Source organism: Natronococcus sp. CG52 (assembly GCF_023913515.1).
Classification (GTDB): Archaea; Halobacteriota; Halobacteria; order Halobacteriales; family Natrialbaceae; genus Natronococcus; species Natronococcus zhouii.
The window spans coordinates 1,552,114-1,578,278 of record NZ_CP099391.1 but is presented as its reverse complement, the minus strand read 5'-3'; the positions used below and the strand labels follow the sequence as shown (position 1 = coordinate 1,578,278).

Here is a 26,165-nt window from a genome sequence, read left to right as displayed (position 1 = left end):
TGGTAAATCGGCCATAACAATACCCTATTCCGGAATTGCTCCGCACGTGGAACCCGTTTCCCGACCGGTCGATCCGTTCGATCCGTGGCGGGTGGGAAACGGCCACGAGAATCAGCTATGAAACTCGCACTCATCGGCTTCGGTCAGGCAGGCGGAAAGGTCGTCGACGAGTTCCTCGCGTTCGACAGCAGGATCGACGGCGGCTTCGTGGAATCGGCGATCGCGGTCAACTCGGCGACCGCGGATCTGCAGGGCCTCGAGCACGTCCCGCAGCAGAACCGGGTACTCATCGGGCAGGCCCGCGTGAAAGGTCACGGCGTCGGTGCGGACAACGAACTCGGCGCTCACGTCACCGAGGAGGACATCGACGAGATCCAGGGGGCGATCGACCGGGTTCCGGTACACGAGATCGACGCCTTCCTCATCGTCGCCGGCATGGGCGGCGGTACCGGCTCCGGCGGGGCGCCCGTCCTCGCGAAACACCTGAAGCGGATCTACACCGAACCGGTCTACGGGCTGGGCGTCCTCCCGGGGACCGACGAGGGCGGCATCTACACGCTCAACGCGGCCCGTTCGTTCCGGACGTTCGTCCGCGAGGTCGACAACCTGCTCGTCTTCGACAACGACGTCTGGCGAAGCGCCGGCGAGTCCGTCGAGGGCGGCTACGACCGGATCAACCGAGAGATCGTCGAGCGGTTCGGACTGCTATTCGCCGCCGGCGAGGTCGGCCACGACGATCACGTCGCCGAGAGCGTCGTCGACTCCTCCGAGATAATCAACACGCTCTCGGACGGCATCTCGACGATCGGGTACGCGAGCGAGACCGTCGATACCTCGAGCGGCCTGCTCTCGTCGTTCACCAGCGACGACGGGTTCGACGAGGGTGAAGCGACGAACCGGATGACGAGCCTGGTCCGGAAGGCGACGCTCGGTCGGCTCACCCTCCCCTGTGACGTCTCGAGTGCCGAGCGCGGACTGGTCGTCGCGACCGGACCGCCCGAACACCTGAACCGGAAGGGCGTCGAGCGCGGTCGACAGTGGCTCGAGGACGAGACGGGAAGCATGGAGATCCGCGGCGGCGACTACCCGACGACGGACCGGGAGGAGGTCGGAGCGATCGTCCTCCTCTCGGGGGTAACCGACGTCCCGCGCATCCAGCAACTCCAGGAGGTCGCGATCGAAGCCCAGGAAACCACCGAAACGGTTCGGGCGAACGCGCAGGACGAGTTCGCCACCCTGATGGACACGGGCGGCGAACTCGACGCGCTATTCTGAACGGTCGTCGTCCGGTTTCGCTCCAGTTTTCGAACGGTGCGCCGAGAGCCGCGAGCAGTAGTCAACATTAAGAGAGTTGATTGTGTATTTCCGGACGGGAACGTTTCACACGGTCGTGGGAGCCGACCGGCGCGAACGGTCGTCGCCGGCCGTGCGAGACCGGGCCGACCGAACGGCGTCCGATCCGGTAGAATCCAATCTATGACAGTACGAAGCCTTCACCTTCCGGTCGCAGCACAGCCATCCGTCGATTCGCTCGTCAATTTCGCGCGCCTCGGCGAGAGCCACGGCTACGATTACGCCTGGTTACCCGAGACCTGGGGTCGCGACGCGGTCACCGTTCTGACCGAGATCGCCCGCGAGACCGACGAGATCGGGCTCGGGCCGAGTATCGTCAACGTCTACTCGCGGTCGCCGGCGCTGCTCGGCCAGACCGCCACGACCCTCCAAGAGGTCGCCGACGGCCGACTGCGGATGGCGATCGCCTCGAGCGGCCCCGCCGTCATCGAGGGATGGCACGGCGTCGAGTTCGACCGGCCGCTCCGTCGCACCCGGGAGTACCTCGAGATCATGCGCGCGGTAATGAGCGGCGAGACCGTGAACTACGACGGGGATATCTTCTCACTGGCCGGCTTTCGGCTTCGCTGTGATCCACCGACGGAACCGGTCCCCATCGACGCTGCGGGGATGGGACCGAAGTCCGTCGAACTCGCGGGCCGGTTCGCCGACGGCTGGCACGCGGTCGTCTTCACCCCGGACGGACTCGCCGACCGACTCGAGGACCTCCGTCGCGGGATGGAACTCGGCGATCGCCGCCCCGACGACGTCCGCGTGACGCTCTCGCTGACCGCGTGCGCGCTCGAGGACGGCGACCGGGCCCGAGAGCTTACCCGCCAGCACCTCGCGTTCTACGTCGGCGCGATGGGGACCTACTACCGGGAATCGCTCTCGCGGCAGGGCTACGAGGAGGAAGCCAACGAGATCGCCGCCGCGTGGGCGAGCGGCGAGACGGAGGAGGCGCTCGACTGTATCTCCGACGAGTTGCTCGACGATCTCGGCGCCGCCGGGACGCCGGAGCGCGCCCGCGAGGAGCTAGCGAAGTTCGAGGACATCGACGGCGTCGACGACGTCGCGATCGGCTTCCCTCGCGGCGCCTCGAGCGACGAGATCGAAGCGACGATCGAGGAACTCGCGCCGGACGAATGAACGCGATCGCGCGTCGGTCCGTGACCGATCGACTCGAGGGACGAGTCGACCCGCAATCCGGCGAGCGGACAGCGAACGCGGTATAGCGTACGAGATGGAACTGTCAGTACCGGAGCCGACCACGTGCCGGGTGAGAGACACCCGATGCAGGGGCGGGGCGTATTCAGGACGCAACCGATACTCGCGAAAACAGTTAGCGGGTGACGACGCCGTAATCGACGTGAACTTCCGGCGTACTGGGTGAGTCGGCTATCTCCGTTCCGTTCCAGTCGACGACGTGAACGTTCGCCATCTGACCGGAGAATCGGAATCGCTGGACCCCAACCTCGATCGCACCCTCCGCGACGCCGCCGGAGATGACCGTCCCCTCCGCGACGGGATCGTCGGCGATCATCTCGATCTCGCCGTCGACGGCGATTTCGAAGTTCGACGGGACTCCACGACCGACGATCGTTACGAGGTTCGGAAGACGATCGGGGTCGTCCCCAGCAGTTTCGTTCTGCACCGAAGTGTCCTGTGACATAATTCCATAAGTTGAGCATCCCGGCATAAGCTTTCTTGTCGAACTAATGGTAGAATTGATTGACATACAGTATTTCGAACCGAAAATCGCAACGATTCATCAACCGAATCGGATCGGCACGACGGTCTCGAATCGGAAGACGACAGGGGTGTTCTCCGACTGCAACGCGGCGGTTCGTCCTTCTCCGACGCTCGACCACCCGCGATACTGTCGATTTGGTTACGTCTGAGGATCCACGGTGTGACGTTGTAGTCGCCGTTTCAGGAACGACGTTCACGTTAATCGTACAATAACAAACACTGATACGATCGATAGTCGGGACATGAACGGCAAACGGCAAAACGACGGAGCGGTATCGGTGTCGACCGTGCGAGCGAGGCTCGAATCAGTGCTGTCTCGTGACGGTAACGCGACGATCATCGAGGAGTGTCGCCGCTGCGGAACGACCGTCGAGTCCGCCCGCGTCCCCTGTCCGGTCTGTGAGTGTGACGACATCGTCGAATACCGGATCGAGTGATCGGCAGCGCTAACCGCGACGACCCCGTCGATTCGTCGACAGCCGGACGATCGCTCGGTATCGACGGACAGCCCACGGCGGACGTCAGTCGATCGGAAGCGCCGTCGTTTCGATCCCGTCCCGTCGCCCGTCCAGCACCCCGAAACGGTCGCCGCGCCGCGCTTCGAGCCAGTACAGCAGTCGTTCGGCCCACTCGAGCTTTCGAGCCTTCGTCGAATCTACCGAGGGATCGTCGAAATCCCAGCCGACGAACCGGAGGTGGGCGGCGCCGAGATGATCGGCGAGGAAGGCCGCCCGGTCGCCGTCGGTGAACCCACCGAAGTTCGAGACGGGTCCCCGCGGTTCGGCCTGCGTCGTCGGGAGCACGTACTCGTCGGCGCAGTCGGGGACGATCGTACGGATCGCCGCCACGTTATCCCCGTGAGCGTGAACCGCGACCGGCGTCTCCCGGTCGGTCAATCGGCGGACGGTGTCGGGATTTTTGTCGAGGTCGGTGACCATACAGTCGACGTCGAGTCCCGCTTCGGCGAGCGTATCCGCCGCCGTCGAGGCCGCGAAGACGACGTCGACCTCGCGGACGCGCTCGATCGCGGCGTCGGTCTCGAGCGACGGCCCGGCTCCCGCGACGGCGACCGTCGCGCCGCGGACGGCCGCGAGTCGATCGAGGTCGAACGGCCCGGTCAGCGATGCGAGGACGTCTCGTGCTCGCTCGTCGCCCTCTCGTCCGTAGCCGAAATCGCGGCAGATGGCGTCGTAGACGGGCACCCACTCGTCGAACTCCATACTCGTGCTCGTCTCCGTGTGACTATGTGTCTGCGTATTTCCAGATGGCGTCGTCACTGGTTGACGTACCATCACAATAATTCCGTGTTGTGGGCCGGGGGTCGCCTCCAAGTACCCCTACCCGGGAGACCGCCCGGCGTCCATCATCTCCTTTCGGAGCCTCCGTCATAAGCTTTCTCTTACTCCAACAATCGTTGGAAATCAGAACTGATACGATCGAGGTGATTGTAATTATTCCGTATTCGTTCTGAAAGGGCAGAAATCGACGTTTCCGATCCGAGAACAATACTCCGTTCATCGTTCACATCGAGCACAGATACGTCGTACTCGCTAGCGATCGACCGCAATCTGTCCCGATCGTCGCGCTCGAGTCCTTCGATTTCGAAGACGCGAGTCCGCCACTCGTCTGCGATCGACGGATCGATCCCGCGCTCTTCGAGGTGCAGTCGAAGCTCGCGAGTGGACCGAACGTCCAGTTCCGCGACGGTGACGCCGTCGGTCTGTGCGCTCGCACGCTCCGTGAAGGCGTCGCCGATCGCGGCCGCATCCCGGGTCTCGGCGACGTCGTGAGTCCGTATCACGTGGGCTCCGCGCTCGATCGCCAGCGACGTCGCCGCCAGGCTGACCGGCAGGCGCTCGTCGGTCCCGCGACCAGCGAGTTCGCCGAGGAAGTTCTTCCGATTGATAGAGACCAGCATCGGCCGATCGAGGGCGCGGAACTCTCGGAGCCGACGGAAGGTCTCCCGGTCGTCCTCGAGGGTCTGGGCCTCACTCCAGCCGCCGAAGGCGGGATCGACGATCGTCTCGTCCGTCAGCCCGTTCTGTTTCAACGCCTCGTACACCTGGTCGACGTAGTCCGCTTCGGCGGCCCAGTCCGGCGACCTCCGACGTTCCCAATCGGTCTCTTCGACCGCACCGGGACGCTCGAGGTCCGGCGGGCTCGCCATCTTCGCGACGGCGGCGTCGTGGGCCGCACAGACGGTCGGCATTTCGGGGTCCGCGAAGCCACAGATGTCGTTGACCATGTCGAACCCCCGCTCGAGCGCCGCCTCGGCCACCTCGTGATACCGGGTTTCGATGGAGAAGATCGCGTCGCCAGAGACGCGATCGATCGTCTCGCAAGCGACGTGGAGCCGATCGAGTTCCTCCTCGGCCGGGAGCACGTCGAACCGTTTGTTGGCCGACTCGAGGCCGACGTCGATAATGTCCGCGCCCTCGCCGATCAGTTCCTCGTCCACGTACCGGGCCGCCTCGTCGGGATCGTCGTAAACGCTCGGATCGTACGGCGACTCCTCGCTGACGTTCAACACCCCCATGATCCGGGTCGGAAACTCGTCGCCGATCCCCAGCCCGGCCGCGTCGACGCTGTCCATACGAGTACTGTGAAAGCGAAGCAGAAAGATACCGCGATCCCGGCGGGCCGGACCTCGTTCCGCTACGCGCCCTCCTCGAGGGGTGCGAGCCGCGAATCTCGGAGTAACACCTTCTTGACGATCGAGGGGTTCTCGAGGAGTCGGTGTTTCGCGTGCGCGCCGCGGCCGCGTCCCCGACCCTCGCGCTCGGACTGAATGACGTTGAGGAAGTTCTGCTCCTGGAGAATCTCCTGGACGCGTCGTTCCGAGAGGACGTCGAAGTCGAGTCGACGCGCGACCTCCTTGTACTGGTTGTAGATGATCTTCGTCGGGAACTCCTTCTCGGTGCTGTTCTCCGTCAGCAGCGTCAGCGAGTAGAGGATCGCCTTCGCCTGCTGTGGCGAGCCCTCGATCAGTTCGTTGAACCGGTCGGCCTCGGTCTTCTCCTTCGCGTCGCGGACGTGCTCGGCAGTTACCCGGCTGGCGTTTTGCTTCTTGGCGATCCGACCCGCGTTCCGGAGGATGTCGATCGCCTTGCGCGCGTCACCGTGTTCCTGGGCAGCGAGGGCGGCCGTCAGGGGGATGACGTCGCCCGAGAGCACCCCGTCGTGGAACGCGTCGCGTCGCTTCTCCAGGATTTCGACCAGCTGGTTGGCGTCGTACGGCGAGAAGACGAGTTCGTCCCGGGAGAGACTCGACTTGACGCGCTCGGAGAGGTGGTCGGGGAAGTCGATCTTGTTCGAGATGCCGATGATACCGATGCTGGAGTCGGAGATCCGTCGGTTCTCGCCCGCACGCGAGAGCTTTCGGAGCACCTCGTCGTCCTCGAGCATGTCGATCTCGTCCAAGATGACGATGGTGACGTCCGTACAGTGGTCGACGGCCTGCCAGAGTCGCTTGTAGTAGTCGCCGGTCCCGAGCCCCCTATCGGGGACGGAGACCCCGCTCGTTCCGGGTTCGTTGACGAGTTGGGCGATCGTTTTGACGATCGACGCCTCGGTGTTTTGCTCGCCGCAGTCGATGAAGGCGTACTTCACCGTGATGTCGTCGCGTTTCGCTTCCGATATCACCCGCTTGGTCACGGATCTGGAGATGAGCGACTTGCCGGTACCGGTCTTGCCGAAGATGAACAGGTGGTTGGGCTCGCTCCCGAAGATTGCGGGATTCAGGGCGTCCGCCACGCGCTGCATCTGCTCGTCGCGACCGACGATCCGGTCCGGGCCGGGGAGGTGCGTGATCTCGAGCAATCGCTCGTCGGCAAAGACCGGATCGTCGTATCGAAAGAGTGGATCACGATCGTCGTTCGCGGACATTGCGGTAGCCCGTGCCTTCCAACTGAACTGAAATAAAGGTATGGAGATCGATCGCGGATGTAAATAGTCCCCGTGAGCGCCTCATACCCGACTCAAGCGATTCACTGGAGTGCGCGCCGGAAACCGCCGACCTCGCGTTTCTAATCGTCCGTCCGACTCGCGGCGGGGGCGCGGACACCCCCATCGCGGATGTAACGGGCTCGAAGGTGCGTACGGCGGTTGCACTCTCGAAGCCGGAACGAAGACTGTCGGGCGTTCCGAGGCGGTAGCGATAGAATACACGGATCACAGCCTAAAAACTACGCTAGCTGCGGGCGCAGACTCGAGACGCTGTGCAACGGATGGCACACACACCACCGTCGCGGATGTAACGGGAAACAGGTGGGCGGGCCTGAATCAAAATAGCCGAATTGGCGCAAATCTCGACCACTACCCCGATATTTTACAAGCGCGACACTGGTGTGTTGCAGAACAGACCCTCCCCCCCACCTGATCGCCATTACAAACGCGACGGGGGTGTGTCCCTCTCCCATCCGGTCGATCTGTTCCGGAATTTCGCTTCTGACGGCAGTCAGCGGACAAATTCGTCAACGGATCCTGGCGAAGAACTTCGTCGAGAGGGATGCAACCGACCGGTAACGGACGAACAGGAACGACGAATCCAGATAGAGCGACGAACACGCGATCGAATTGAGTGTATTCTACCCAACAACTAGAGGAGTACTAGACTAGTTTCTAGTAAGATATATTAGGAAGTTATTGAGAAATAGCGAATAGCTAGTTCCAGTGCGGATACTAGTTCTCTCGTACTACGTCTTTTTTGTACCAGGTCTTTCACCCCGGCATCAGGTGACTTTTGCACCCGCACTCGTTACCTGCGGTATGAACACGGTTCGATGGACGCATCCGTTCCGAACGACATCTTCTCCCGACACGGGTGCCTTCGAGTGGTCGACGGAAACGAATCGCTTTCCACGATTCATTACACCAAATCATGACTGAGGACTCGAGTACGCACACCGCCTGCGAAGAATCGACGTCGGAAACCGATCGAACGCCGCCGGCGGTCGCCATCGTCGACGCACAGACGCCGGGGAACGTCGGCACCATCGCCAGAGCGATGAAGAACTTCGGCTTCGAGGACCTCCTGCTCGTCGACCCGCCGACGCTCGACCCGGACGGCGAGGCGTACGGGTTCGCCGGACACGCCCGCGAGGACGTCCTCCCGAACGCGACCGAACTCGCGTTCGACGAACTCGTCGAACGCTACCACACGATCGGCTGTACGGCGGTAACGAACGAAGACGATCGGAGTCACATCCGGTTTCCGTACTCCACGCCCGCGGATCTCGCCGAACGTCTCCCGACGGTCGAGGGACCGACGGCGCTCGTCTTCGGCCGCGAACAGGTCGGGCTCACGAACGAGGAACTCGCGCGGATCGACGAAATCTGTGCGATCCCCGCGAGCGCCGACTATCCCGTGTTGAATCTCGGACAGGCCGCGACGGTGACGCTGTACGAACTGCGGACGCTCACCCTCTCGCCGGCCGAAACGCAGTTGCCGGACCTCGAGCGCACTCGTGCCCCCGAGGAGACGATCGATCGCCTCTACGACCAGTGGGGTGCGCTGCTCGCCGAGATCAACCATCCGGTCGAGAAACGCGATAAGACGATGCGAATGCTTCGCCGGGTGTTCGGCCGTGCCGATCTGACGACGGGGGAGGCGAACACGCTGCTCGGTCTGCTCCGTCGAGCGACCGAGCGGCCGGCAGAGGATTGAGTACCGATCTCCACCGGTTCGCTAGCCGACTCGCACCGGAGCACCCTCTTCTACGCCCCTACGTTCACTATTTCAATACTTTCCAGTACAGTGAAGAACGTCCGGCGAGGACCACCACTACATGACACGTCTCGATCGACGAACCTCCCTCTCCCTCCTGGCCGCAGGGATGGCGTCTCTCGCCGGCTGTTCGGAAACGAGCGACGAAACCGACGACACCGACGATAGCGACTCCAGCGGTAGCGATGACTCGGAGTCGGTCGCCGACTCCGACCACGAACTGCTCGACGACGGTGACCTCCCGTCGTACGCGTCGCTACTTCGGGAGACCGATCGGTCGTCGTCGTTCTACGGCGCCATCGCGTTCGGTGCGAGCTTCCAGCGCGCCGATCTCGGCGACGACGAGCAGCCCACGGATTCGCTGCTCGTCAATCCGATCGCGTTCGCACAGCTCTCGTCGTTCGGCCTCGCACAACTCGGTGACTCCCCGGCAGTAGAGGCCTTCAACGCGCACGGCGAGACGAGCGACGCGAGCGCGTTCGTCTACGCGGACGGCGTCTACGCGATCACGGGAACCTACGAACGCGACGATCTCACCGATGCGCTCGAGGAAACGGGATACGATCCGGCGGCGCTCGGTGACGCGTATGCGGTCTCCGTCGACGGAGAGAGCGGGGAAGCCGTCGGCGTCACGGACGAACTGTTCGCTTACTCGTATCCGAGCGAGAACGACGCGTTCGATCCGGCGACTGCCGTCGAGGGAACCGTCGCGACGGCCGCCGGCGAGCGGAAGCCGAAGTACGAGATCGACGACGAGTTCGCCGGGCTTCTCCGCGCCGACGAGGCCGACGGGATCTCGCTCGGACTGTACGCTCCGGACGAGGCGTTCACGGCGGACGACCTGGAGAACGACCAGACTGACGCGGAAGCCGACGAACTCGGCTTCCAGTTCGACGCCATCGAGGGCGCTGCGGGCATCCACCAGCAGCTCTCTCTCGACGGTGGCAGTGCGACCGCGAACGCCGTCGTGAGCTATCGAGACGACGACCGCGTCGACGTGGATCGACTCGAGTCGTCGTTCGGAACGGACGCGGACGACGTCGAGACCGTTCGCGACGGAACCGCGGTTGCGATCGAGGCCGCGTACGACGATACCGCCGTCGAGGAGGAGTAACTGCGCCGCCGTCCGTCGTCGTGATCTACCGCCGCTATCTGCCGTCGACCGGTGAGTACCTGTCGTCGCTAGCTCCCGTCGACCGGAGAGACCACTTCGCGCGTCTCGAGTTCCCGCGTCGTTTCTGACACGTACACACCCCGCTCAGTAATCGCGCCGGTCCACCCGCAGTCGGTGCAGGCGAACAGGCCCTGTCCGTCGATCAATGTGCTGTTGCAGTCGGGACAGCCGTCCGACTCCACGGCCGTCGACTCGCCGGACTCGAGAGGTCCGGACGAACCACCTGTGCGTAACGTCGGAACAGATGCGTCGTCTGCGCGTCGCACCGTGTCGGATGCGTCGCCCTCGAGCGGCGTCGGAAGTTCGCCACACCGGAGACTGGCGATCGCATCCTCGGTCGTGATCGTTTCGTCGCCGTCGGAGTGAGGGAACACGCCGACCAGCTCGTCGTCGGCGTAGAGTTCGAGGCAGAGAAGCGGCGTCACGAGCAACTCCTTCGTCTCGTCGGTCACCTGTGACGTCGTCGTTCGCTCTCTGAACGGCGGACAGACGTCCACTCCCACGTGGTCGGCCCACGTCCGGAATCGATCGTACGCTTCGAGCGCCTCCTGATACGGACTGTCGTCGGACAGCGTGACCTCCTTCGGCCAGCTTCGGAGGAGGAGGTCGTCGATCGTCCCCTCGGACTCGCAGGCCCGTACGGTCTCGACCTGTCTGTCGACCGGTTCGAGGAGCAGTGGCGCCCGCACGTAGCAAACCGCCGTAAGTGTCGTTGTTTTCGTGTTCATCGTTGTACCCCGCTCTCGTGTGATCGGCCACGTTGGGTCGTATAAAACTTCGTGAGAGCGTTTACCACGATGATATATCCCGAATAAAAATGCAAAAATCCCGGTCGGGGATCCGCGGACGAGGCGCCGAAAGTACCGTCGACCGCACGTCGCCGCGCCCTCGACCACCTGCCGTACTACCGTTGGTCGACGACGCCGCCGGAGCTACTGTCGGTCGACCGGCGGTTCTGGATCCACGTCCTCGGCCTCGCAGTGGACGCCGCCGTCGGTTCTCGCCTCGGGGTGTGGCTCGGCAGATACGGCCGAACCGGTCGACCGTCGCCGTTTCTCGACGGTCGACCGTCCGACTCGCCAGAGCGCCCGCCGCTTGATGACGGCGAAGCCGGCGAGGATCGTGAGCAGTCCGACGATCGTCAGCGAGTCGACGACGTAGCCGATCACCAGCCAGCTCACGCCGATCGCGACCACCGGCTCGGCGTACCCTACGAGAGCGACCTGCGTCGCGCCGGCCCGGTCGAGCAGTTCGAAGTAGAGGAAGAACGCGAACACGCTCGAGACGAGCGTGAGGTAGGCAAACGAGAGCAGCGCCGGCGGGGTTACGTCGACCGCGGCCAGCGATTCACCGCGGAGGGGTGCGGCGACCAGGAGCACCGCACCGCCGACGAGCATCGCCCAGGCCTGAAGGGTCTCGACCGGCAGTGCGGCGTCGATCGGACGCATGAGCACGGTCCCGATCGCGAAGGCGATCGCGGCGCCGAACACGAGTCCGGCCCCGAGAATGATCTCGCTCTCGAGTCCCGTCGGCGACGGCTGCACGACGGCGATCACGCCGAGGAGTCCGAGGACGAGTCCGACGACGCCCGCCGGAGCGAATCGCTCCTTCGGAAGGACCGCACCGGCGAACGCGGCCGTCAGGATCGGGGCCGTGCTGGCGATCGTCGCCGCGATCGCACCGGGGACGTACAGTTCACCGACGTACAGCAGGGCGTGATAGAGCGCGATGACGAACACCCCGGCGACGCCGACCGCGAGCCACTCGGCCCGGTCGACCGGTCGCAGTCGGTCGGTCACGACGGCCGCGTACGCGAGGACGATCGCGCCGGCGAGGGCGTAGCGAAGTCCGGCGAACAGTAACGGTGGCACGTACTCGAGGCCGACCTCGATCGCGACGAACGAGGTCCCCCAGCAGAGTGCGAGGATCGAGAACAGCACCGTATCCTGATAGCCAGAACGGAGAGATCGAAATTGACTCACGCTCCGTTCGAAATCTGCGCCCGTATTTAGTCCCTTCTACAAGAACTCTCCGGAGGTCGGATGTAGAACCACACATATGAATCGTATCCGAACTCACGTCCGCCACAGCGGACCCAAGTTAGAGTTATCTCTAACTAGGCGCGACTTCTTCGAAGCACAGAAACCATCCCCGCCCGAATTCGACCCATGGACGAACGCGACGTGCGCCTGCTGAAAGCGATCGCCGAACTCGAGACCGGGAGCCCCGAACGGCTCAACGAGGCGACCGGGATTCCGGTCTCGACGATCCACTACCGCCTCAACAATCTCCGGGAGGAGGGCATCATCGCGAACGACCGCTACGAGGTCGACCTCGAGGAACTCGGCCTCGGCGTTACGGTCATCGTCGAAATCCACGCCGACTACCAGGGCTCCTACGAGACGTTCGCGGAGCGGCTGCTGACCGTCGAGGGCGTGACGAACGTCTACTTCACGATGGGGAAGACGGACTTCATCGTCATCGCTCGACTGAGCGGCAGCGAGATGGTCGAACGATTGATCGCCGAGTTCGAGCAGATCGAGGGCGTCGACCGGACGGACTCGACGTTCGTCATCTCGGCGATCGAGGAACGGGACGCGCTCCAGAGCTACGAACTCGAGACGTTGCTCGAGGAACTCGTCGACTAGTTACGGCCATCGGTCCGCCGTGTTTGACCCCGGCTATGAGGTTATCTCATCTTTACTTTATTGACCAAGGATAGTTTTAGATACATCTCTGGTCTCGGGAAGACATTGAAAGCCCTTAGTAGGCTCGCCGTCGCTCCGACGGATATCGTCGCTCCTCGCGTCGAACACTGCTCATCGCATCGATAGAGCCGTCGGGGGCGACTCCTTTCCACGCGACCCCACTTCGCCCGTTCAGTCCGCCAGGACAACAGTAGGCCTGCCCTCCCCCGGGTCGCGCGGCTCTCACCACCGTTCGAGCCGCGTTCCCGGCCATCACTTCGGCGCGCTGAGGACGAGGGCTCGCAGTGCTCGCCCTCGGCCGCGATGCCGTGCGAGGGACGGTGCGCGACGCAAGCACTGGAGCAAAGCGCACAGCGAGCGCACTGATTCGAGCCCGGCGAGAGCTTTGCTCTCTCGAGCATCGCGGACGCGAAGCGTCCGCTCAGCGCCGGGGGCTTTCGGGGCCTTCTCACCAGCAGCCGTTTGCAGGCGCCCCTAAACTACCATATTTTCTGCCGTACATCAGATTCCGACATTACTACAATATCCGCGAGAGAGACTGGTAGCCGAAATCGAGTAGCGCGTCCCTCCGAAGCAGGTCGACGTATCGCTGGGTCGCCCTCGAGCCGCGATCAGGCTCGCTTCTGAATCTCCTCGCGCAGTAGCTGACTCACGAGGTCGCCGTCGGCCTTTCCGCGAAGCGCGCCCATACACTCGCCCATGAGTCCCGAGAACGCCTGCATCCCCTCTTCTTCGACCTGTCCCTCGTTTCGCTCGACGACCTCGGCGACGGTCTCGCGGACCGCGTCCTCGTCGGCACCGCCGAGCCCCGCCGCTTCTGCGGCCTCCTCGGCCGTTCGTTCGGGGTCCTCGGCCAGTGCTCCGAGCAGGTCCGGCACGCCCTCGTTGGGGAGGTCGCCGTCCTCGGCCATCGAGAGCACGGACTCGAGGTGCTCCCGGCTCAGTTCCGAAACCGGGACGTCGCCGCGGCGGAGCTCGGTGAGCGTCGACTCGAGCGTCGTCGCGGCCAGCGTCGGATCGATACCGTCGGCGACGACGTCCTCGAAGAGCGGCATGCGTTTGCCGTAGGCGACCTGCTCGGCCAGCCCCGATCCCAGATCGTACTCCGCCTGGTAGCGCTCGACCTTCTCGGTCAGCAGCTCCGGCTCGGGGACGTCGCTCGGATCGGGCTCGACGGGCGGGACGTCCGTCTCGGGGTACATCCGCGCCGCGCCGGGAAGCGGGCGCAGGTAGCGGGTCGTCCCGTCGTCGTTCGCCCCGCGGGTTTCCTCGGGGACGCCCTCGAGGGCGGTTCCCGCCCGCTCGGCGACGGCTTCGATCGCCGACCCGGCGGTCTCGTCGTCGTCGGCGACGATCGCGACGGCGTCTTCGGGATCGGCACCGACCGCGTCTCGAAGCGCCGCGACCTCGTCCTCGGTTACCCCGTAGGCGGGGAGTTCGTCGGTGTGGAAGATTCCGCCGGCACCGTGGCGCTTCGCGTGATCGGAGAACTCGGTGCCGAGGCGGCGGTCGGGGGCGATTTCGCGGCCGACCAGTCCGTCGAAGCCGTACAGCGGGACGGCCATCACCGAGCCGCCGGAGTTCAGTGCACTGCCGATAACGCCGCTGTCGGTGTCCTCGAAGACCTCGGTCGCGTCCTGCGACTCGCCGATCGACGCCTCGCGTTCGGCGAGTTCGTCGGCGATCTCGACGAGTTCGACCTGTCGGGCGGCCTCGTTGCGGACGATGTCGTCGATGTCGTCGAGGCTCTGAACGCCCTTGATCTCGACGCGGGCGCCCGCCGCGATGGAGACGTTGACGTCCTGGCGGATCGTCCCCAGTCCGCGTTTGACCTTCCCCGTCGAGCGCAGCAGCATACCGATCCGCTCGGCGGCCTCGAGCGCCTGTTCGGGCGTCGAGATGTCCGGACTCGTCCCGATCTCGACCAGCGGGATTCCCAGTCGATCGAGGCTGTAGCGGACGCCGTCGTCGGTCTCCGCGACGCGCTGGGCGCTCTCCTCCTCGAGCAGCAGGTCCTCGATCCCGACGGCTCCATCGCTCGTCTCGATCTCGCCCTCGGTGGCGATCAGCGTCGAGCGCTGGAAGCCGGAGGTGTTGGAGCCGTCGACGACGATCTTGCGCATAACGTGGGCCTGGTCGACCGGCTTCATCTCCATCAGCTGGGCCACCTCGAGGGTCGTCTCGAGGGCCTCCGCGTCGAGTTCGTGCGGCGGTTCCTCGTCCTCCTCGACGAGGCAGGTCGTGTCGTACGCGAGGTACTCGAACTCGCGGTCGACCTTGCTCTCCTCTAAGGCGGCGTCGTCGATCTCTCCCAGTTCGCTGCGGGTCGGGTGGAGGTAGCGGGTGAACCCCCGCGTTGACTCCTCGGGCTCGCGAATCTCGGTCGGACACTGGCAGAACAGCTTCGTCGCCGTGTCGAGTTGCTGGTGGATCTCCAGTCCGGCGACGAGTCCGAGCTCGTCGTAGTCGTACTCGGTCATTGATCGCCACTCGGGCGCGCGGGGGTAAAAAACCGTTCAGTCCGGACCGCCAGGCTGGACGGTCGACGAGGTTCGAACCGAATTCGACTCAGTAGCCCCCGTCCCCGTTATCGTCTTCGTCCTCGCCGTCCATGTGATCGTCCTCGTCTTCGTCATTACCGTCCCCCGTGAGATCGAATCCGTCGTTCAGCTCGACGTCGCCGCGCATCGAGTCGGGGTGGTACTCGCAGTAGTACTCGGCGACCTCCTCCGACGCCTCGACGGTCATCGACACCGCCTCGCCCGCCGTCTCCGTCTCCTCCGAGACCGCGAGCTCCTCGCCGTCCTCGGACTCGAGGACCAACTCGTGTTCGACGTCGTCGAGGTTGATCCAGACGAGTTCGTACTCCTCGCCGTCCTCGAGGTCGAGCGTCGGGTTCTCTTCGCCCTCGATCTCCTCGGGGGCAACGCCGTACCAGTACGCCGCCCGGGCGCCGAGAACGATCGGGAGTCGTTCGGTCTCGTCGTCTTCGTCTTCCGTCTCCTGCGCCGTTGCAACGCCCGCAACTCCGGCAGATGCGGCTGCTGCGGCGGCGATTCGGAGCACCGTTCGGCGAGTCTGACTGTTGTCGAGATGCATGGTCCGACCCGCCATTCGGGGGCGCAAAAATCCGAGACCCCGTTTCTACGCGCAGAGTTCGGTTGGCGCGCGGAACTGTGGCTAACTCGGGCGTAGTGACGGATTATGCGGTCCAGCGCTCGATCTCGACGTCGACGACCGAAGGGGCCGTCGAACACTGTTCAGCGCTCAATCGTCCGTTGGTTCGACCGTCGACGACGGTGACCGTGAACGCCCCCCCGCCTCGACGATCGCCTCGAGAACCGCGTCAGGCGAGACGGCGCCCGCGCGTTGCCGGCAGCCCTCGTACAGCGATCGCGCCCGTTCGCCGGCGTGGTTTCGCTCGGCGAAGGGGCGGCGCTCGATGACGACGAGGGGTGCCGTTTCGGTCAGATCCTCGAGAACGAGCTGGTTCCCGGCGCCGACGTCGAGATCCGCCGCGACCGTCACGTCGGCCGCCTCGAGCGCCCGTCTGATCGAGGCCCGATCGTCGGCGGAGAGCGCCGCGAAGGGCTCGACCTCGAGCGTCTCGACTCCGCGCTGACGCGCGGTTTCGGCGGCGACGTCGCCGCTCGAGACCGGACCGACCGTACACTCGACGCCGGCGGCCGCGAGTCTGGAGACGACGCTCGCGGCGGTCGACCCGGTTCCGACGACGTGGACTCGCTCCGGGAGCGATCCCGTCTCCGCCTCGCGGAGCGCGGTCACCGCCGGCGTTCCCGTCGCGGGGTTCTCCATCACCGTCGCGGTCACGTCGAACGCCGACTCGAGCGTGTTCGCCGTCAACACCGATTCGGGCGGTCCCGCCTCCAGCACCGATCCGTCTCCGAGCGCGACGAGTCGATCGCAGTAGCGCGCGGCGAGATCCAGGTCGTGAATCGCGGCGACGACGGTGGTGCCGTCCTCGACGAGGTCGCGAACGAGTTCGAGCGTCTCGATCTGGTGGTTGACGTCGAGGCTGGCCGTCGGCTCGTCCAGCAACAGGACGGGCGTGTCCTGTGCGATCGCCCGCGCGAGGACGACCCGCTGGCGTTCCCCGCCGCTGACCTCGTCGACCGGCCGGTCGGCGAACGCGGCGGTTTCGGTCCGCTCGAGCGCGCACTCGACGTGCGCTCGATCGTCCTCTGTCGGCGGCGAGAAGCGCGATCGGTGCGGGTACCGCCCCATCTCGACGACGGTCCGGACGTCGAAGGAAAAGGAGAGATTCGTATCCTGCGGAACGACCGCGACCAGTCTGCTCGCGGCCTTCGAAGAGCGGCCGTGGAGGTCGGTTCCGTCGACGGTGACGCTCCCCCGCGTCGGCGAGAGTGCGCCGCTTACCGTTCGCAGGAGCGTCGTCTTGCCCGAACCGTTCGGCCCGACGAGGCCGACGAACTCCCCCGGTTCGACGGTCACGGAGATGTTCTCGAGGACGTCCACCTCGCCGAGCGACACGTCGACGTCTCTGACGTCGATCCGGGCCCCGTTCGCCGCAGGCAATTCCGCTCGGTTGCCGGTCACAGGGCGTGCACCTCCCGGCTGGTGAGCAGGTAGAGGAAAAAGGGCGCGCCGACGACCGCGGTGACGATTCCGACGGGAACGATCGGGATCCCGAACGCGCCGACTCGAGCGGCAGTATCTGCGACGACGAGAAACGACGCGCCCGCGAGCGCGCTCGTCGGCAGCAGGATGCGGTGATCCGGGCCGACGACCAGCCGCATCATGTGGGGAACGACGAGGCCGACGAAGCCGATGATCCCGGCGACGGCGACCCCGGCGGCGGTGACGATGCTCGCAATCGCGAGCAACAGTAGTTTGGTCCGCTCGACGTTCACCCCGAGGTGTCGGGCGTCCTCCTCGCCGAGCAGGAGGACGTTCATCTCGCGGGTGTACGCACCCAGCACGAGGACGCCGACGAGCGTCACCGGCAGCGCGAAGCCGACGTCGCCCCAGTTGCTCCGGTGGAGGTGGCCCATCATCCAGACGACCGCCTCCCGAAGGCTCTCGCCGCTGTGGACCAGCATGTAGGAGATCACCGCGCCGAGAAACGCCTGGACGGCGACGCCGGCGAGTAACAGCGTCGCGACCGGCGTTCGACCGCCCTCGGTCGCGATGGCGTAGACCAGAAACGCGGTTACGACCGCGCCGACGAACGCGGGCAGGTGGATGCTCCCGATCGGTACGAGCGCGGGGAACGCGATCGCGGCGACGGCGCCGACGGCCGCCCCCGAGGAGACGCCGATGATCGACGGATCGGCGAGCGGATTTCGGAAGAAGCCCTGCATGACCGTCCCGGCGGCGGCGAGTGCGAAACCGACCGTCGCCGCCAGGAGGATTCTGGGGAGTCGGACGTCCGCGACGATCGTCTGGTGTGTCGCCGGCACGTCGTACGTTCCGACTCCGGCGAAGTTGATCATCGCCTTCGAGACGGTCACCGGATCGATCCGAACCGGCCCGAGCGCCGCGCTCGCGACGACGACGGAGACGAGCAGTACCGATAGCCCGAATGACCACGAGACGATGCGACCTCGATCAGACACGGCTGAAAGCTCGCTTGCAGTAGGCAAATATTTGTTGGAGTGGGGTCCACTGTTCGAGTAATGCGAAACTCACTGATCGTTTTCGTCGCCGTACTGACCGCACTCGCCGCGTTCACTCCTGCCGCCGCCGCAGGGGGACAGACGGCGAATGTCGCGCAGGAAGAGCCGAGCTGCGAGTTCCCCTTCGAGGGTGAGGACGCGACGGGCGAGCAGGTGACGATAGAGGAAGAACCCGACTCGGTCGTCGCGCTGCAACCGAGCGACGCCCAGATCGCGTTCGAGATCGGCGCCGAGGCGAAAGTCGACGGCATGCCGGTCAACGAGTACACCGCCTACCTCGAGGCCGAGGAGGAACTCGATATCAGCGACGATATGGGCAGTCCGGTCGCCGAGGAAGTCATCGACCGCGACCCCGACGTCGTCCTCGCGGCGAGCCACCTCGCGAACGACGACGTGGTCGACCAGCTCCGCGACGCGGGGCTAACCGTCTACGTCTTCCCGGTCGAGGAGTCCCTCGACGACGTCGCCGAGAACGTGCGGACGACCGGGGAACTCGTCGGCGAGTGCGAGGGCGCCGCCGAATCCGTCGAGTGGATGAACGAGCGCCTCGAGATCATCGAAGAGGCGACCGCCGACGAGGAACACCCGCTCGCGTACTACGCGATGATCGGCAGCTACACCCCCGGCGAAGCCACCTTCCAGCACGAACTCCTGACGACTGCCGGCGTCGAGAACCTCGGCGCGGAAGTGGGACTCGAGGGCTGGCAGGAGATTAGCGAAGAGGACGTTATCGAGGAGGACCCCGAGTGGATCATCTACGAGGACTCCGCCGAGGAGCCGCCGGTCAGCGAATCCGCGATGGGGACGACCGCCTACCAGAACGAGCAGTTCGTCGAAGTCAACGCTCAGTTCATCAACCAGCCCGGACCGCTCGTCGTGCTCGCGATCGAGGAAATCGTCCAGGAGGTTCACGCCGAAGCGTACGCCGAAGCGGAGGCCGAACTCGAGGCCGGTAGCGACGACGCCGACGATGACGCGAGCGACGACGAAGACGCCGACGACGCGGCCGGTGGGGACGACACGATCCCCGGCTTCGGCGTTCCCGCCGCCGTCGCGGCGCTTCTCGCCCTGCTCGCCGGACTCGTTCGCCGCCAATAGCTCGCTCTCGAGACCGCGACCCGACTCGAGCGCGGAACCGACCACTTTTGAAAAGTGTTTACCCGTAGGCCTGCCGAAATGTGAGTATGGTCGAGAACGTCATCTGGCCCGCCTATCTCGATACGACCCTCTCCCGGGCCGAGGGACGACGGGTCGCCGAGGATCTGGCGGTCGAGGAGCCGACGGTCGACGAGATCGCGAAAGCCGTCCAGCAGATCGGCTACGACGCCACGATCGAGCGGGACAAATCCTACTCGCGGGAGCACTGGGCCGACCGCGGCCGGGTCGTCGTTCGCGGTGCCGACGACTCGACGAAGAACGACCTCGTTCAGGCCGTCGCGGCGTACGTCGCGGCGATGCGAGACTGATGCGTCGCGTCGGACAGGTCGTTCGCACCGCCCAGGGGTTGGCGATCTTACGAACGGATACGGGCGGCGACGACGATACCCTCCAGGACGAGATCGGGACGATGGTGCTCGACGACTCGCTCGAGACCGTCGGCCGCGTCGTCGACGTCTTCGGCCCCGTCGACCGCCCCTACCTGGCGGTGACGCCGGACGACGGCGTCCACCTTCCGTCGCTGGTCAGTTCGACGCTGTACACGCGGTGAGCCGGCGGCGACCGGTCGAGTCGCCCGCGGACCAACGAAAAACCCCAAGAGGAACGGGTGCAAACGCCGCGCTATGAACCACCGGACCCGGGTCCTCGTGGCGGTCGGCGTGACGGTCCTGCTGTTTCTCGGCGTCCAGCTCGGGGCGCTGGCACTGATCGAGCCGTTCCACGACTCGGAACGGCAGGCCGTCGACGACCCCGAGAACCCGACCAACAGCCTCGTCTACTTCGCAGTCATCCTCGTCGCGACCGGTTTCATGCTCGCGACCTTTCGGTACGACCTCGAGTGGCTCATCAGGGCGATGATCATCGGCGTGAGCGTGATGCTCGCCTGGTTCGTCTTCACCGAACTCGTGCCGCCGGTCGTCACGGCCGGCTCGACCAACGTGCTCGCCGTCCTCGCCGCGCTCGGCGTCGGTGCGGCGTTGCTGTTCTACCCCGAGTGGTACGTGATCGATCTCACCGGGGTCCTGATGGGGGCGGGAGCTGCGGCCCTGTTCGGGATCAGCTTCGGACTGCTGCCGGCGATCTTGCTGCTCGCCGTCCTCGCCGTCTACGACGCGATCAGCGTCTACCGGACCGAGCACATGCTCGACCTCGCCGAGGGCGTGATGGATCTGAAGATCCCCGTCGTCCTCGTGATCCCGACGACGCTTTCCTACTCCTATCTGGCGGACGGGAGCACCGACGACGTTCTCGAGGAGGAGACCGACGGCGGCTCGAGTCTCCCCGCCGAGGACGAGACGGCCACGGGCGGTTCGGAACCGGGCGACGGCGAGGACGGCGACCTCGAGCGCGACGCGCTCTTCATCGGACTCGGCGACGCCGTCATCCCGACCATCCTCGTCGCGAGCGCGGCGTACTTCGTCGACGCCGGAACGCTCGAGGTGCCCGGAGTCGCCCTGAACGTCCCCGCACTCGGTGCCATCCTGGGAACGCTCGCCGGTCTGCTCGTACTCATGCACATGGTGCTCAAGGGTCGCCCCCACGCGGGACTGCCGCTGCTCAACGGCGGTGCGATCGGCGGCTACCTGCTCGGCGCGCTCGCGAGCGGTCTCTCGCTCCTCGGCGCGCTCGGCCTCTAGGCTCGCTCACCCGGAGCGCAGCGAGTGTTCTCGCCGCTCGGGTGAACTCGAGGATGTTCGGAACGGCAAACGATCTCCCACCGCTGTCTGCCTCACCGATCGAGGGACGAGTGAAAGCGGATCGATAGCTCTCTCGAGCCAGAAGATATTCAGCGATCCTCTCACGTCACAGTTAGATAGGGTACGACCGGGGAGTTGGCTGATAGGAGTTTGTGACTGTCGATGGATCCCCGGCCAGTCCCCTGTTCTCTCGCCGGCAGAAATAATTTTCTCAGCTGAAACTGATTATATTTGTTTGGTGGCACAGGATCCGTTCCAAAACACGCTCTCCGGCCGAAACGCTCCAGCCGATACCGATCCGCGATTCTTTCAGCGTCTCTCGCCAGTTATTCGCCGTCGGCGTCGTCCTCAACGATTTCCGCGTCCACGTCGTCGCCGTGCTCGAGTCCCCGGATCATCACGTCGACCCGGTCGCGCTCGGGTTCGAGCGGAAGGTTCCCGTCGTCCGGATAGACGGCGACGATCACGAAGTGGTCGCCGCCGTAGTCGGGGGTGGCGATGTCGAGGAAGACGTCGACACCCTGCTGGCCCTGGAAGGTCGCCTCCCCCTCGTACGATTCGAGCGAGACGGTCGTGCCGTCGAGCGCCTCGACCGCGCGCCCGCCGACGGAGTTCTCGACCTCGAGTTCGTCGTACTGGTTCTGGATCAACTCGACGATCTCCTCGTTGCTCATGTCGCCGACCGGGTTGAAGTCCTCGCCGGCGACGCGGACCTGCGGCGTCGTGATGGCGGCGAAGACGCCCGCGTCGACGTCGCCGCCGAGCGCGCCGAGCGGTGTTTCGATCGTTCGGGTGTACTCCGAGATGTAGTTCGTCGCCTCGACGTCCTCGCCGGCGACCTCCTCGGATCGCACCGTCTCTTCGGTCCCCTGATACTCGTAGCCGGCCTCGTCGGCCGCGCTCTCGCTGACGACCGCCGGCGACGCCGAGAAGGAGGTCACGTCGTCGATGAGGCTGCCGAGACAGCCGGCCGAGACGCCGATGCATCCGACCGCGGCCGTGACAACGAACTGTCGTCGATTCATACTAGTCTCGTTCACCGTACTCTAACTCATAAGTTACGTGGTTGGTCTCACTGCTGTATCAGTCACTCGAGCGAGGTAGTCGGTTCCTATCCTCTCGAAGCGGTCGCCTACTCGCTGATCGAAAACCGGTGTCCGAGACGAGACGGCTGTTCGGATCGGGGGAGTGACTGCTACTCGTCGCCCGACGGGAGCCGATACGTCGGCCCGTCGTCCGTATCCTGTACTTCGATCCCCAGCGCCTCGAGTTCGTCGCGCAACTCGTCGGCCCGCTCGTAGTCCCCAGACTCGCGTTCGTGCTCGCGCACGTCGAGGACGAGTTCGACGACGTCGCCCGCGAGGTTCGCCGTTCCGTCGGTGTCGCCCTCGAAGGAGAGTCCGAGAACGCCGCCCAGTTCCTCGAGGGTCTCGATCGCCCGCCGCAGTCCGCGGTAGTCGTAGTCCTCGGCCGTCTCCTCGAGGTGGCGGTTGATCGCCGTCGCCACCGACAGCAGCGCCGACTGGGCCTCGCGGGTGTTGAAGTCGTCGTTCATCGCGGCCGTGAACTCCTCGCGGGCGTCGGCGACGGCTTCGCGGAGGTCGTCGTCCGCGGCTTTCGCGTTCATCTCCGGCGAGTCGACGACGTCGACGGCCGCCTCGTAGGCGCGCTCGAGGCGGTCCCATCGCTCTTCGGCCTCGGCGATCGTCTCGTCCGAGTAGAGCTGCGCGTTGTTGTACGCGCCGGCGGTGAGGAAGGTTCGAAGGACGTTCGTCCCCCACTGCTCGACCGCCTGGTCGACGGTGACGAAGTTCCCCAGACTCGAGGACATCTTCTCGTCGTCCATCTGGAACAGTTCGCAGTGGAGCCAGTACTTCGCGAACTGCTGGTCCGTCGCGGCTTCGGACTGGGCAATTTCGTTCTCGTGGTGGGGAAAGACCAGGTCGCGGCCGCCGACGTGCATATCGAGCGTGTCATCCAGGTGGGTCGTGCTCATCGCCGAGCACTCGATGTGCCAGCCGGGCCGGCCCTCGCCCCACGGCGAGTCCCAGGTCAGGGCCGTCTCGCAGGCCTCCTCGGCGGGCGCTGCGCCCTCGTGGCGGTGCTCCTCGATCGCCTCCGGATCGACGCCGTCGGCCTTCCAGAGCGCGAAGTCGGCGGGGTTGCGCTTCTCCGAGCGCTCGTCGGGGTCGCCCTGGGACTCGATCTCCTCGAGATCCTGGTTCGAGAGCGCGCCGTATCCGTCGAACTCCGTGACGTCGAAGTAGACCGAGCCGTTGGACTCGTAGGCGTAGCCCTTCTCCATCAGGGTCTCGACGAGGTCGACGATTTCGGGGACGTGCTCGGAGACGCGGGGGTAGACCTCAGCCCGCAAGAGATTGAGCGAGCGCATGTCCGCGAGCGTCCGTTCGATGTACGTTTCCGCGACGCCGGCCTCGTCTTCGCCCAGGTCGTCCTCGCCGACGCGGGCGACGATCTTCTCGTTGACGTCGGTGAAGTTCTCGACGTGACGCACGTCGTAGCCGAGGTGCTCGAGCCAGCGGTGCATGACGTCGACGTGGACCCACGAGCGGGCGTGTCCCAGGTGGGGCGGGTCGGAGACCGTCAGACCACAGTAGTAGAGGAGAACGTTCTCGGGGTCCTGTGGCTCGAACGGCTCTTTCTCGCCCGTCAACGTGTTCGTCACGTGCAGGGTCATTACCCTGATTTTTTCCGGACGGCAGTTAAGCAGTGTGGTGGCCGCCGCTCGAGTCGGTTTTCGGCGCAGTCGATCGTTTTTCAGTCGGACGTCCGGTCGTCGAGAAACGCCGCGGCTCGCTCCTCGCCTTCGGCCGCGAGTTGCTCGAGAAAGTCTTGGTCGCGGTCGAGTTTGGTCGACTGGTGATAGCCCGTCAGCTCGATCCGCTTGACTTCCGTCGTCGTGTACTCCGGGTGGTCGAAGTGACCGCTCTCGATCCACTCGTTGATCCGCTCGACGATGCGAAGCTCCTGGTTCAGAGAGATGTTGCCCGCGAGTTCGTTGCGTCGATCGCCGATTTCCGAAAGCGAGGTCGGCGTCTCCGGCCGGGCCTGGGGGTTGATCTGAACGATCCACAGTTCGTCGGGCGTCCGGTCGCCGGGAAGGGAGAGCAGGTCCCCGACCGGCGGGTTCTGCGAGAGCAGCCCGTCCCAGTGGTGGTGGCCGTCTATCTCGACGGCCTCGAACAGCCCCGGTACTGCGGCCGAAGCGAGGACGGCGTCGACCGTAACGTCTTCGTTGACGAACGTCACGAACTCGCCGGCGTTGACGTTGACTGCGCCGACGACCAGATTCGGCACCTCGGCTGCACAGAGGACCGGAATCTCCGTGAAGGGGATGTGGCGTTCGAGAAGGTCGGCGAGCTGCCCCTGACTCCATCTGGCTGCCGGTGAGTAGTACGGACTCACCTGTGGGAGCCCGACACCGGTACTGGCGAGCCGGGCGTAGCTCGTCACCCAGTCGTTGAATAGCTGGTCTGCGACGTTGCTCGCAGCGATGTCGTCCCAGAGGTCGTCGAGGATCGCGATCCCCCTCGTCTCGTCGCCGGTGACGAATCCGTACCAGGCCGCGAGCGCGTTGAACGCGCCCCCGGAACTGCCGCTGATCCCGACCAGTTCGAACGTCTCCTCCCGGGTCTGCCACTGCGAGAGGAATTCGCGGAGGACACCGGCCGTGAAAGCGGTGTGGCTCCCGCCGCCCTGGCAGGCGATCGCCACCTGCGTCCGATCGTCGTTCATTCGCTCTCCCCCCCGAGTTCGGGACCGACGGGCGTCCGCGGACACGATCGATCGTTCGATTCCGGAAGGGGCCGTACGGCTCTCGAGACTGTCATCGATAACACTCCGTGAGCGGGCCGCAAGTAGCTTTCCGGCAGTCCGCTCTCGAGAACGATAGTAGCCGCTGAACGTCACTGCACACCCGACCGCACGACAGGAGCGCGGTTCGGAGTGAGCGACGCAAGCGAGAACCGCGGACAGTGCGATCGGCGCGTAAATCGTTTCAGTCGTTACTATCTGTCGCGGGAACTGCCTCGAGCGCGTCCTCGACCGCGCGCAGCGCGTTCGCCCCTTCGAGGCGCTCGACGATGATCATCATCGCGCCCTCGCTCACGCCGGCGGCGACCGGCGCGATAGCCTCGTGCGAGAGATGTTGCAGCGCCTCTGCGAGCGCGGTTGCATCGACGTCGCCGGTCGCGACGATGGCGGTCAGATCGCCGCCGTCGGTCCTGAACGACGTTCCGCCGACGGCGAGCAGCGCGGTTTCCGGATGGGATCCATCGATCGGAACCGCCGTGATTCCGCTTTCCATCCTGACACGGGCGTCGCGTGCGTCGGTCTCGTACGCCGGTAGCTCCTCGGCGTACCGGCGAATCGCCGTCGCCACCGCGTCGACCTCGCCGTCGACGTCGAGGTACCGGGCAGCAGCGGTGTAGTTCACGACGTCGGCCCGCAACGCGGACAGGAGAAACGGATGGCCATCGACGGCGCGGCGCGTCTCGCTCGCGAGTGACATAGACGTGACACACTCCTGCGCCGGCATAAGCATCGTGATCACGCGCCGTCGACCGCGGTGTTTTTGCCTCGAGCGGCCGATCGATCCCGTATGAAGCCCGACGACGTCGAGGCGGTCATCGAATCTGAACTCGAGGACGCCGACGCGACGGTCACGCACGCACGCGACAAACACGACGACGACCACCTCGCGGCGACGGTCGTCTCGCCTTCCTTCGAGGGACTCCCGCTGGTCCAGCAACACCAGCAGGTCTACGACGCGCTCGGCGATCGCATGACGACGGACATCCACGCGCTCGAGCTCTCGACGTACACGCCCGAGGAGTACGCAGAGCTCGAGTAACGGAGCTCGGCGACGGCCGGACGAAACACGTCGTCGCGACTCGGTATGCGTTCGCCCACCGCGTCGGCACGGGCCGTCCGTCGGGCGAA

General features: G+C 65.2%; 25 protein-coding genes. 11 read left to right on the top strand and 14 right to left on the bottom strand.

Features of this window, described 5'->3' with window-relative positions; all coding sequences use genetic code 11:
* The first annotated feature begins 117 nt into the window (after window positions 1-117).
* Window positions 118-1,275 (top strand): tubulin/FtsZ family protein, encoded by a 1,158-nt coding sequence (locus NED97_RS08020; protein WP_252490187.1) that lies wholly within the window; start codon window positions 118-120, stop codon window positions 1,273-1,275.
* A 201-nt stretch (window positions 1,276-1,476) separates the two neighbouring features.
* Window positions 1,477-2,481 (top strand): TIGR04024 family LLM class F420-dependent oxidoreductase, encoded by a 1,005-nt coding sequence (locus NED97_RS08015; RefSeq protein WP_252490186.1) that lies wholly within the window; start codon window positions 1,477-1,479, stop codon window positions 2,479-2,481.
* 193 nt (window positions 2,482-2,674) lie between these two features.
* Here NED97_RS08015 and NED97_RS08010 read toward each other — a convergent pair whose 3' ends face one another.
* Window positions 2,675-3,004, bottom strand: coding sequence for a hypothetical protein (locus NED97_RS08010; RefSeq protein WP_252490185.1), 330 nt, complete (start codon window positions 3,002-3,004; stop codon window positions 2,675-2,677).
* Between the two features lie 388 nt (window positions 3,005-3,392).
* Between NED97_RS08010 and NED97_RS08005 the strand changes: the two genes are divergently transcribed.
* Window positions 3,393-3,521, top strand: a complete 129-nt coding sequence (locus NED97_RS08005) for a hypothetical protein (RefSeq protein WP_345781233.1) — start codon at window positions 3,393-3,395, stop codon at window positions 3,519-3,521.
* Between the two features lie 84 nt (window positions 3,522-3,605).
* Here NED97_RS08005 and NED97_RS08000 read toward each other — a convergent pair whose 3' ends face one another.
* From NED97_RS08000 to NED97_RS07990, 3 genes are all read right to left on the bottom strand, one after another.
* Entirely contained in the window at window positions 3,606-4,304 is a 699-nt protein-coding gene (locus tag NED97_RS08000) for a 6-hydroxymethylpterin diphosphokinase MptE-like protein (RefSeq protein ID WP_252490183.1), read from the bottom strand.
* Between the two features lie 179 nt (window positions 4,305-4,483).
* A complete protein-coding gene (gene folP, locus NED97_RS07995) occupies window positions 4,484-5,677 on the bottom strand; it encodes a dihydropteroate synthase (protein ID WP_252490182.1) in 1,194 nt (397 codons plus the stop codon).
* Window positions 5,678-5,739: 62 nt separating this feature from the next.
* A complete protein-coding gene (locus NED97_RS07990; RefSeq protein WP_252490181.1) occupies window positions 5,740-6,969 on the bottom strand; it encodes a Cdc6/Cdc18 family protein in 1,230 nt (409 codons plus the stop codon).
* A gap of 994 nt (window positions 6,970-7,963) precedes the next feature.
* Here NED97_RS07990 and NED97_RS07985 point away from each other — a divergent pair.
* Both NED97_RS07985 and NED97_RS07980 read left to right on the top strand, forming a co-directional pair.
* Window positions 7,964-8,749 (top strand): RNA methyltransferase, encoded by a 786-nt coding sequence (locus tag NED97_RS07985; protein ID WP_252490180.1) that lies wholly within the window; start codon window positions 7,964-7,966, stop codon window positions 8,747-8,749.
* A 121-nt stretch (window positions 8,750-8,870) separates the two neighbouring features.
* On the top strand, window positions 8,871-9,923 hold the full coding sequence (locus NED97_RS07980) for a hypothetical protein (RefSeq protein WP_252490179.1): 1,053 nt from the start codon (window positions 8,871-8,873) through the stop codon (window positions 9,921-9,923).
* A 68-nt stretch (window positions 9,924-9,991) separates the two neighbouring features.
* Here NED97_RS07980 and NED97_RS07975 read toward each other — a convergent pair whose 3' ends face one another.
* Together NED97_RS07975 and NED97_RS07970 are read right to left on the bottom strand one after the other, a co-directional pair.
* On the bottom strand, window positions 9,992-10,711 hold the full coding sequence (locus tag NED97_RS07975) for an HTH domain-containing protein (protein ID WP_252490178.1): 720 nt from the start codon (window positions 10,709-10,711) through the stop codon (window positions 9,992-9,994).
* Between the two features lie 204 nt (window positions 10,712-10,915).
* Complete coding sequence (locus NED97_RS07970; RefSeq protein ID WP_252490177.1) at window positions 10,916-11,923, bottom strand: DMT family transporter; 1,008 nt, start codon at window positions 11,921-11,923, stop codon at window positions 10,916-10,918.
* Window positions 11,924-12,151: 228 nt separating this feature from the next.
* On the opposite strand from NED97_RS07970, the gene NED97_RS07965 reads away from it, so the two are divergent.
* The gene (locus tag NED97_RS07965; protein WP_252490176.1) at window positions 12,152-12,631 is read left to right on the top strand and encodes an Lrp/AsnC family transcriptional regulator; all 480 of its coding nucleotides are present in this window, start codon (window positions 12,152-12,154) and stop codon (window positions 12,629-12,631) included.
* A 671-nt stretch (window positions 12,632-13,302) separates the two neighbouring features.
* Here NED97_RS07965 and gatE read toward each other — a convergent pair.
* From gatE to btuC, 4 genes are all read right to left on the bottom strand, one after another.
* The gene (gatE, locus tag NED97_RS07960) at window positions 13,303-15,171 is read right to left on the bottom strand and encodes a Glu-tRNA(Gln) amidotransferase subunit GatE (protein WP_252490175.1); all 1,869 of its coding nucleotides are present in this window, start codon (window positions 15,169-15,171) and stop codon (window positions 13,303-13,305) included.
* An 88-nt stretch (window positions 15,172-15,259) separates the two neighbouring features.
* Window positions 15,260-15,790 (bottom strand): cupredoxin domain-containing protein, encoded by a 531-nt coding sequence (locus tag NED97_RS07955; RefSeq protein WP_252490174.1) that lies wholly within the window; start codon window positions 15,788-15,790, stop codon window positions 15,260-15,262.
* Between the two features lie 168 nt (window positions 15,791-15,958).
* Window positions 15,959-17,269: a heme ABC transporter ATP-binding protein gene (locus tag NED97_RS07950; protein ID WP_382206309.1), complete on the bottom strand. Its 1,311-nt coding sequence runs from the start codon at window positions 17,267-17,269 to the stop codon at window positions 15,959-15,961.
* Window positions 17,266-18,288, bottom strand: coding sequence for a vitamin B12 ABC transporter permease BtuC (gene btuC, locus NED97_RS07945; RefSeq protein ID WP_252490173.1), 1,023 nt, complete (start codon window positions 18,286-18,288; stop codon window positions 17,266-17,268). Before btuC ends, NED97_RS07950 begins: the two co-directional genes overlap by 4 nt.
* Before the next feature lie 60 nt (window positions 18,289-18,348).
* On the opposite strand from btuC, the gene NED97_RS07940 reads away from it, so the two are divergent.
* The 4 genes from NED97_RS07940 (at window position 18,349) to NED97_RS07925 (ending at window position 21,143) form a co-directional block, all read left to right on the top strand.
* The gene (locus NED97_RS07940) at window positions 18,349-19,446 is read left to right on the top strand and encodes a PGF-CTERM-anchored ABC transporter substrate-binding protein (RefSeq protein WP_252490172.1); all 1,098 of its coding nucleotides are present in this window, start codon (window positions 18,349-18,351) and stop codon (window positions 19,444-19,446) included.
* 86 nt (window positions 19,447-19,532) lie between these two features.
* Complete coding sequence (gene srp19, locus NED97_RS07935) at window positions 19,533-19,814, top strand: signal recognition particle subunit SRP19 (protein ID WP_252490171.1); 282 nt, start codon at window positions 19,533-19,535, stop codon at window positions 19,812-19,814.
* Window positions 19,814-20,056, top strand: coding sequence for an H/ACA ribonucleoprotein complex subunit GAR1 (locus tag NED97_RS07930; protein ID WP_252490170.1), 243 nt, complete (start codon window positions 19,814-19,816; stop codon window positions 20,054-20,056). Before srp19 ends, NED97_RS07930 begins: the two co-directional genes overlap by 1 nt.
* 73 nt (window positions 20,057-20,129) lie before the next feature.
* The gene (locus NED97_RS07925; protein ID WP_252490169.1) at window positions 20,130-21,143 is read left to right on the top strand and encodes a presenilin family intramembrane aspartyl protease PSH; all 1,014 of its coding nucleotides are present in this window, start codon (window positions 20,130-20,132) and stop codon (window positions 21,141-21,143) included.
* A 386-nt stretch (window positions 21,144-21,529) separates the two neighbouring features.
* Here the strand turns inward: NED97_RS07925 and NED97_RS07920 are convergent, their stop codons facing one another.
* The 4 genes from NED97_RS07920 to NED97_RS07905 form a co-directional block, all read right to left on the bottom strand.
* On the bottom strand, window positions 21,530-22,228 hold the full coding sequence (locus NED97_RS07920; RefSeq protein ID WP_252490168.1) for a DUF6517 family protein: 699 nt from the start codon (window positions 22,226-22,228) through the stop codon (window positions 21,530-21,532).
* 170 nt (window positions 22,229-22,398) lie between these two features.
* Window positions 22,399-23,901 carry a cysteine--tRNA ligase gene (gene cysS, locus NED97_RS07915; RefSeq protein ID WP_252490167.1) on the bottom strand — a complete coding sequence of 501 codons (1,503 nt, stop codon included), beginning with the start codon at window positions 23,899-23,901 and terminating at the stop codon, window positions 22,399-22,401.
* Between the two features lie 80 nt (window positions 23,902-23,981).
* Window positions 23,982-24,959 carry a patatin-like phospholipase family protein gene (locus NED97_RS07910; protein WP_252490166.1) on the bottom strand — a complete coding sequence of 326 codons (978 nt, stop codon included), beginning with the start codon at window positions 24,957-24,959 and terminating at the stop codon, window positions 23,982-23,984.
* A gap of 262 nt (window positions 24,960-25,221) precedes the next feature.
* On the bottom strand, window positions 25,222-25,734 hold the full coding sequence (locus NED97_RS07905) for a DUF7523 family protein (protein ID WP_252490165.1): 513 nt from the start codon (window positions 25,732-25,734) through the stop codon (window positions 25,222-25,224).
* Window positions 25,735-25,824: 90 nt separating this feature from the next.
* Here NED97_RS07905 and NED97_RS07900 point away from each other — a divergent pair, with 90 nt between their 5' ends.
* Window positions 25,825-26,076: a BolA family protein gene (locus tag NED97_RS07900; protein ID WP_252490164.1), complete on the top strand. Its 252-nt coding sequence runs from the start codon at window positions 25,825-25,827 to the stop codon at window positions 26,074-26,076.
* Window positions 26,077-26,165: the final 89 nt, after the last annotated feature.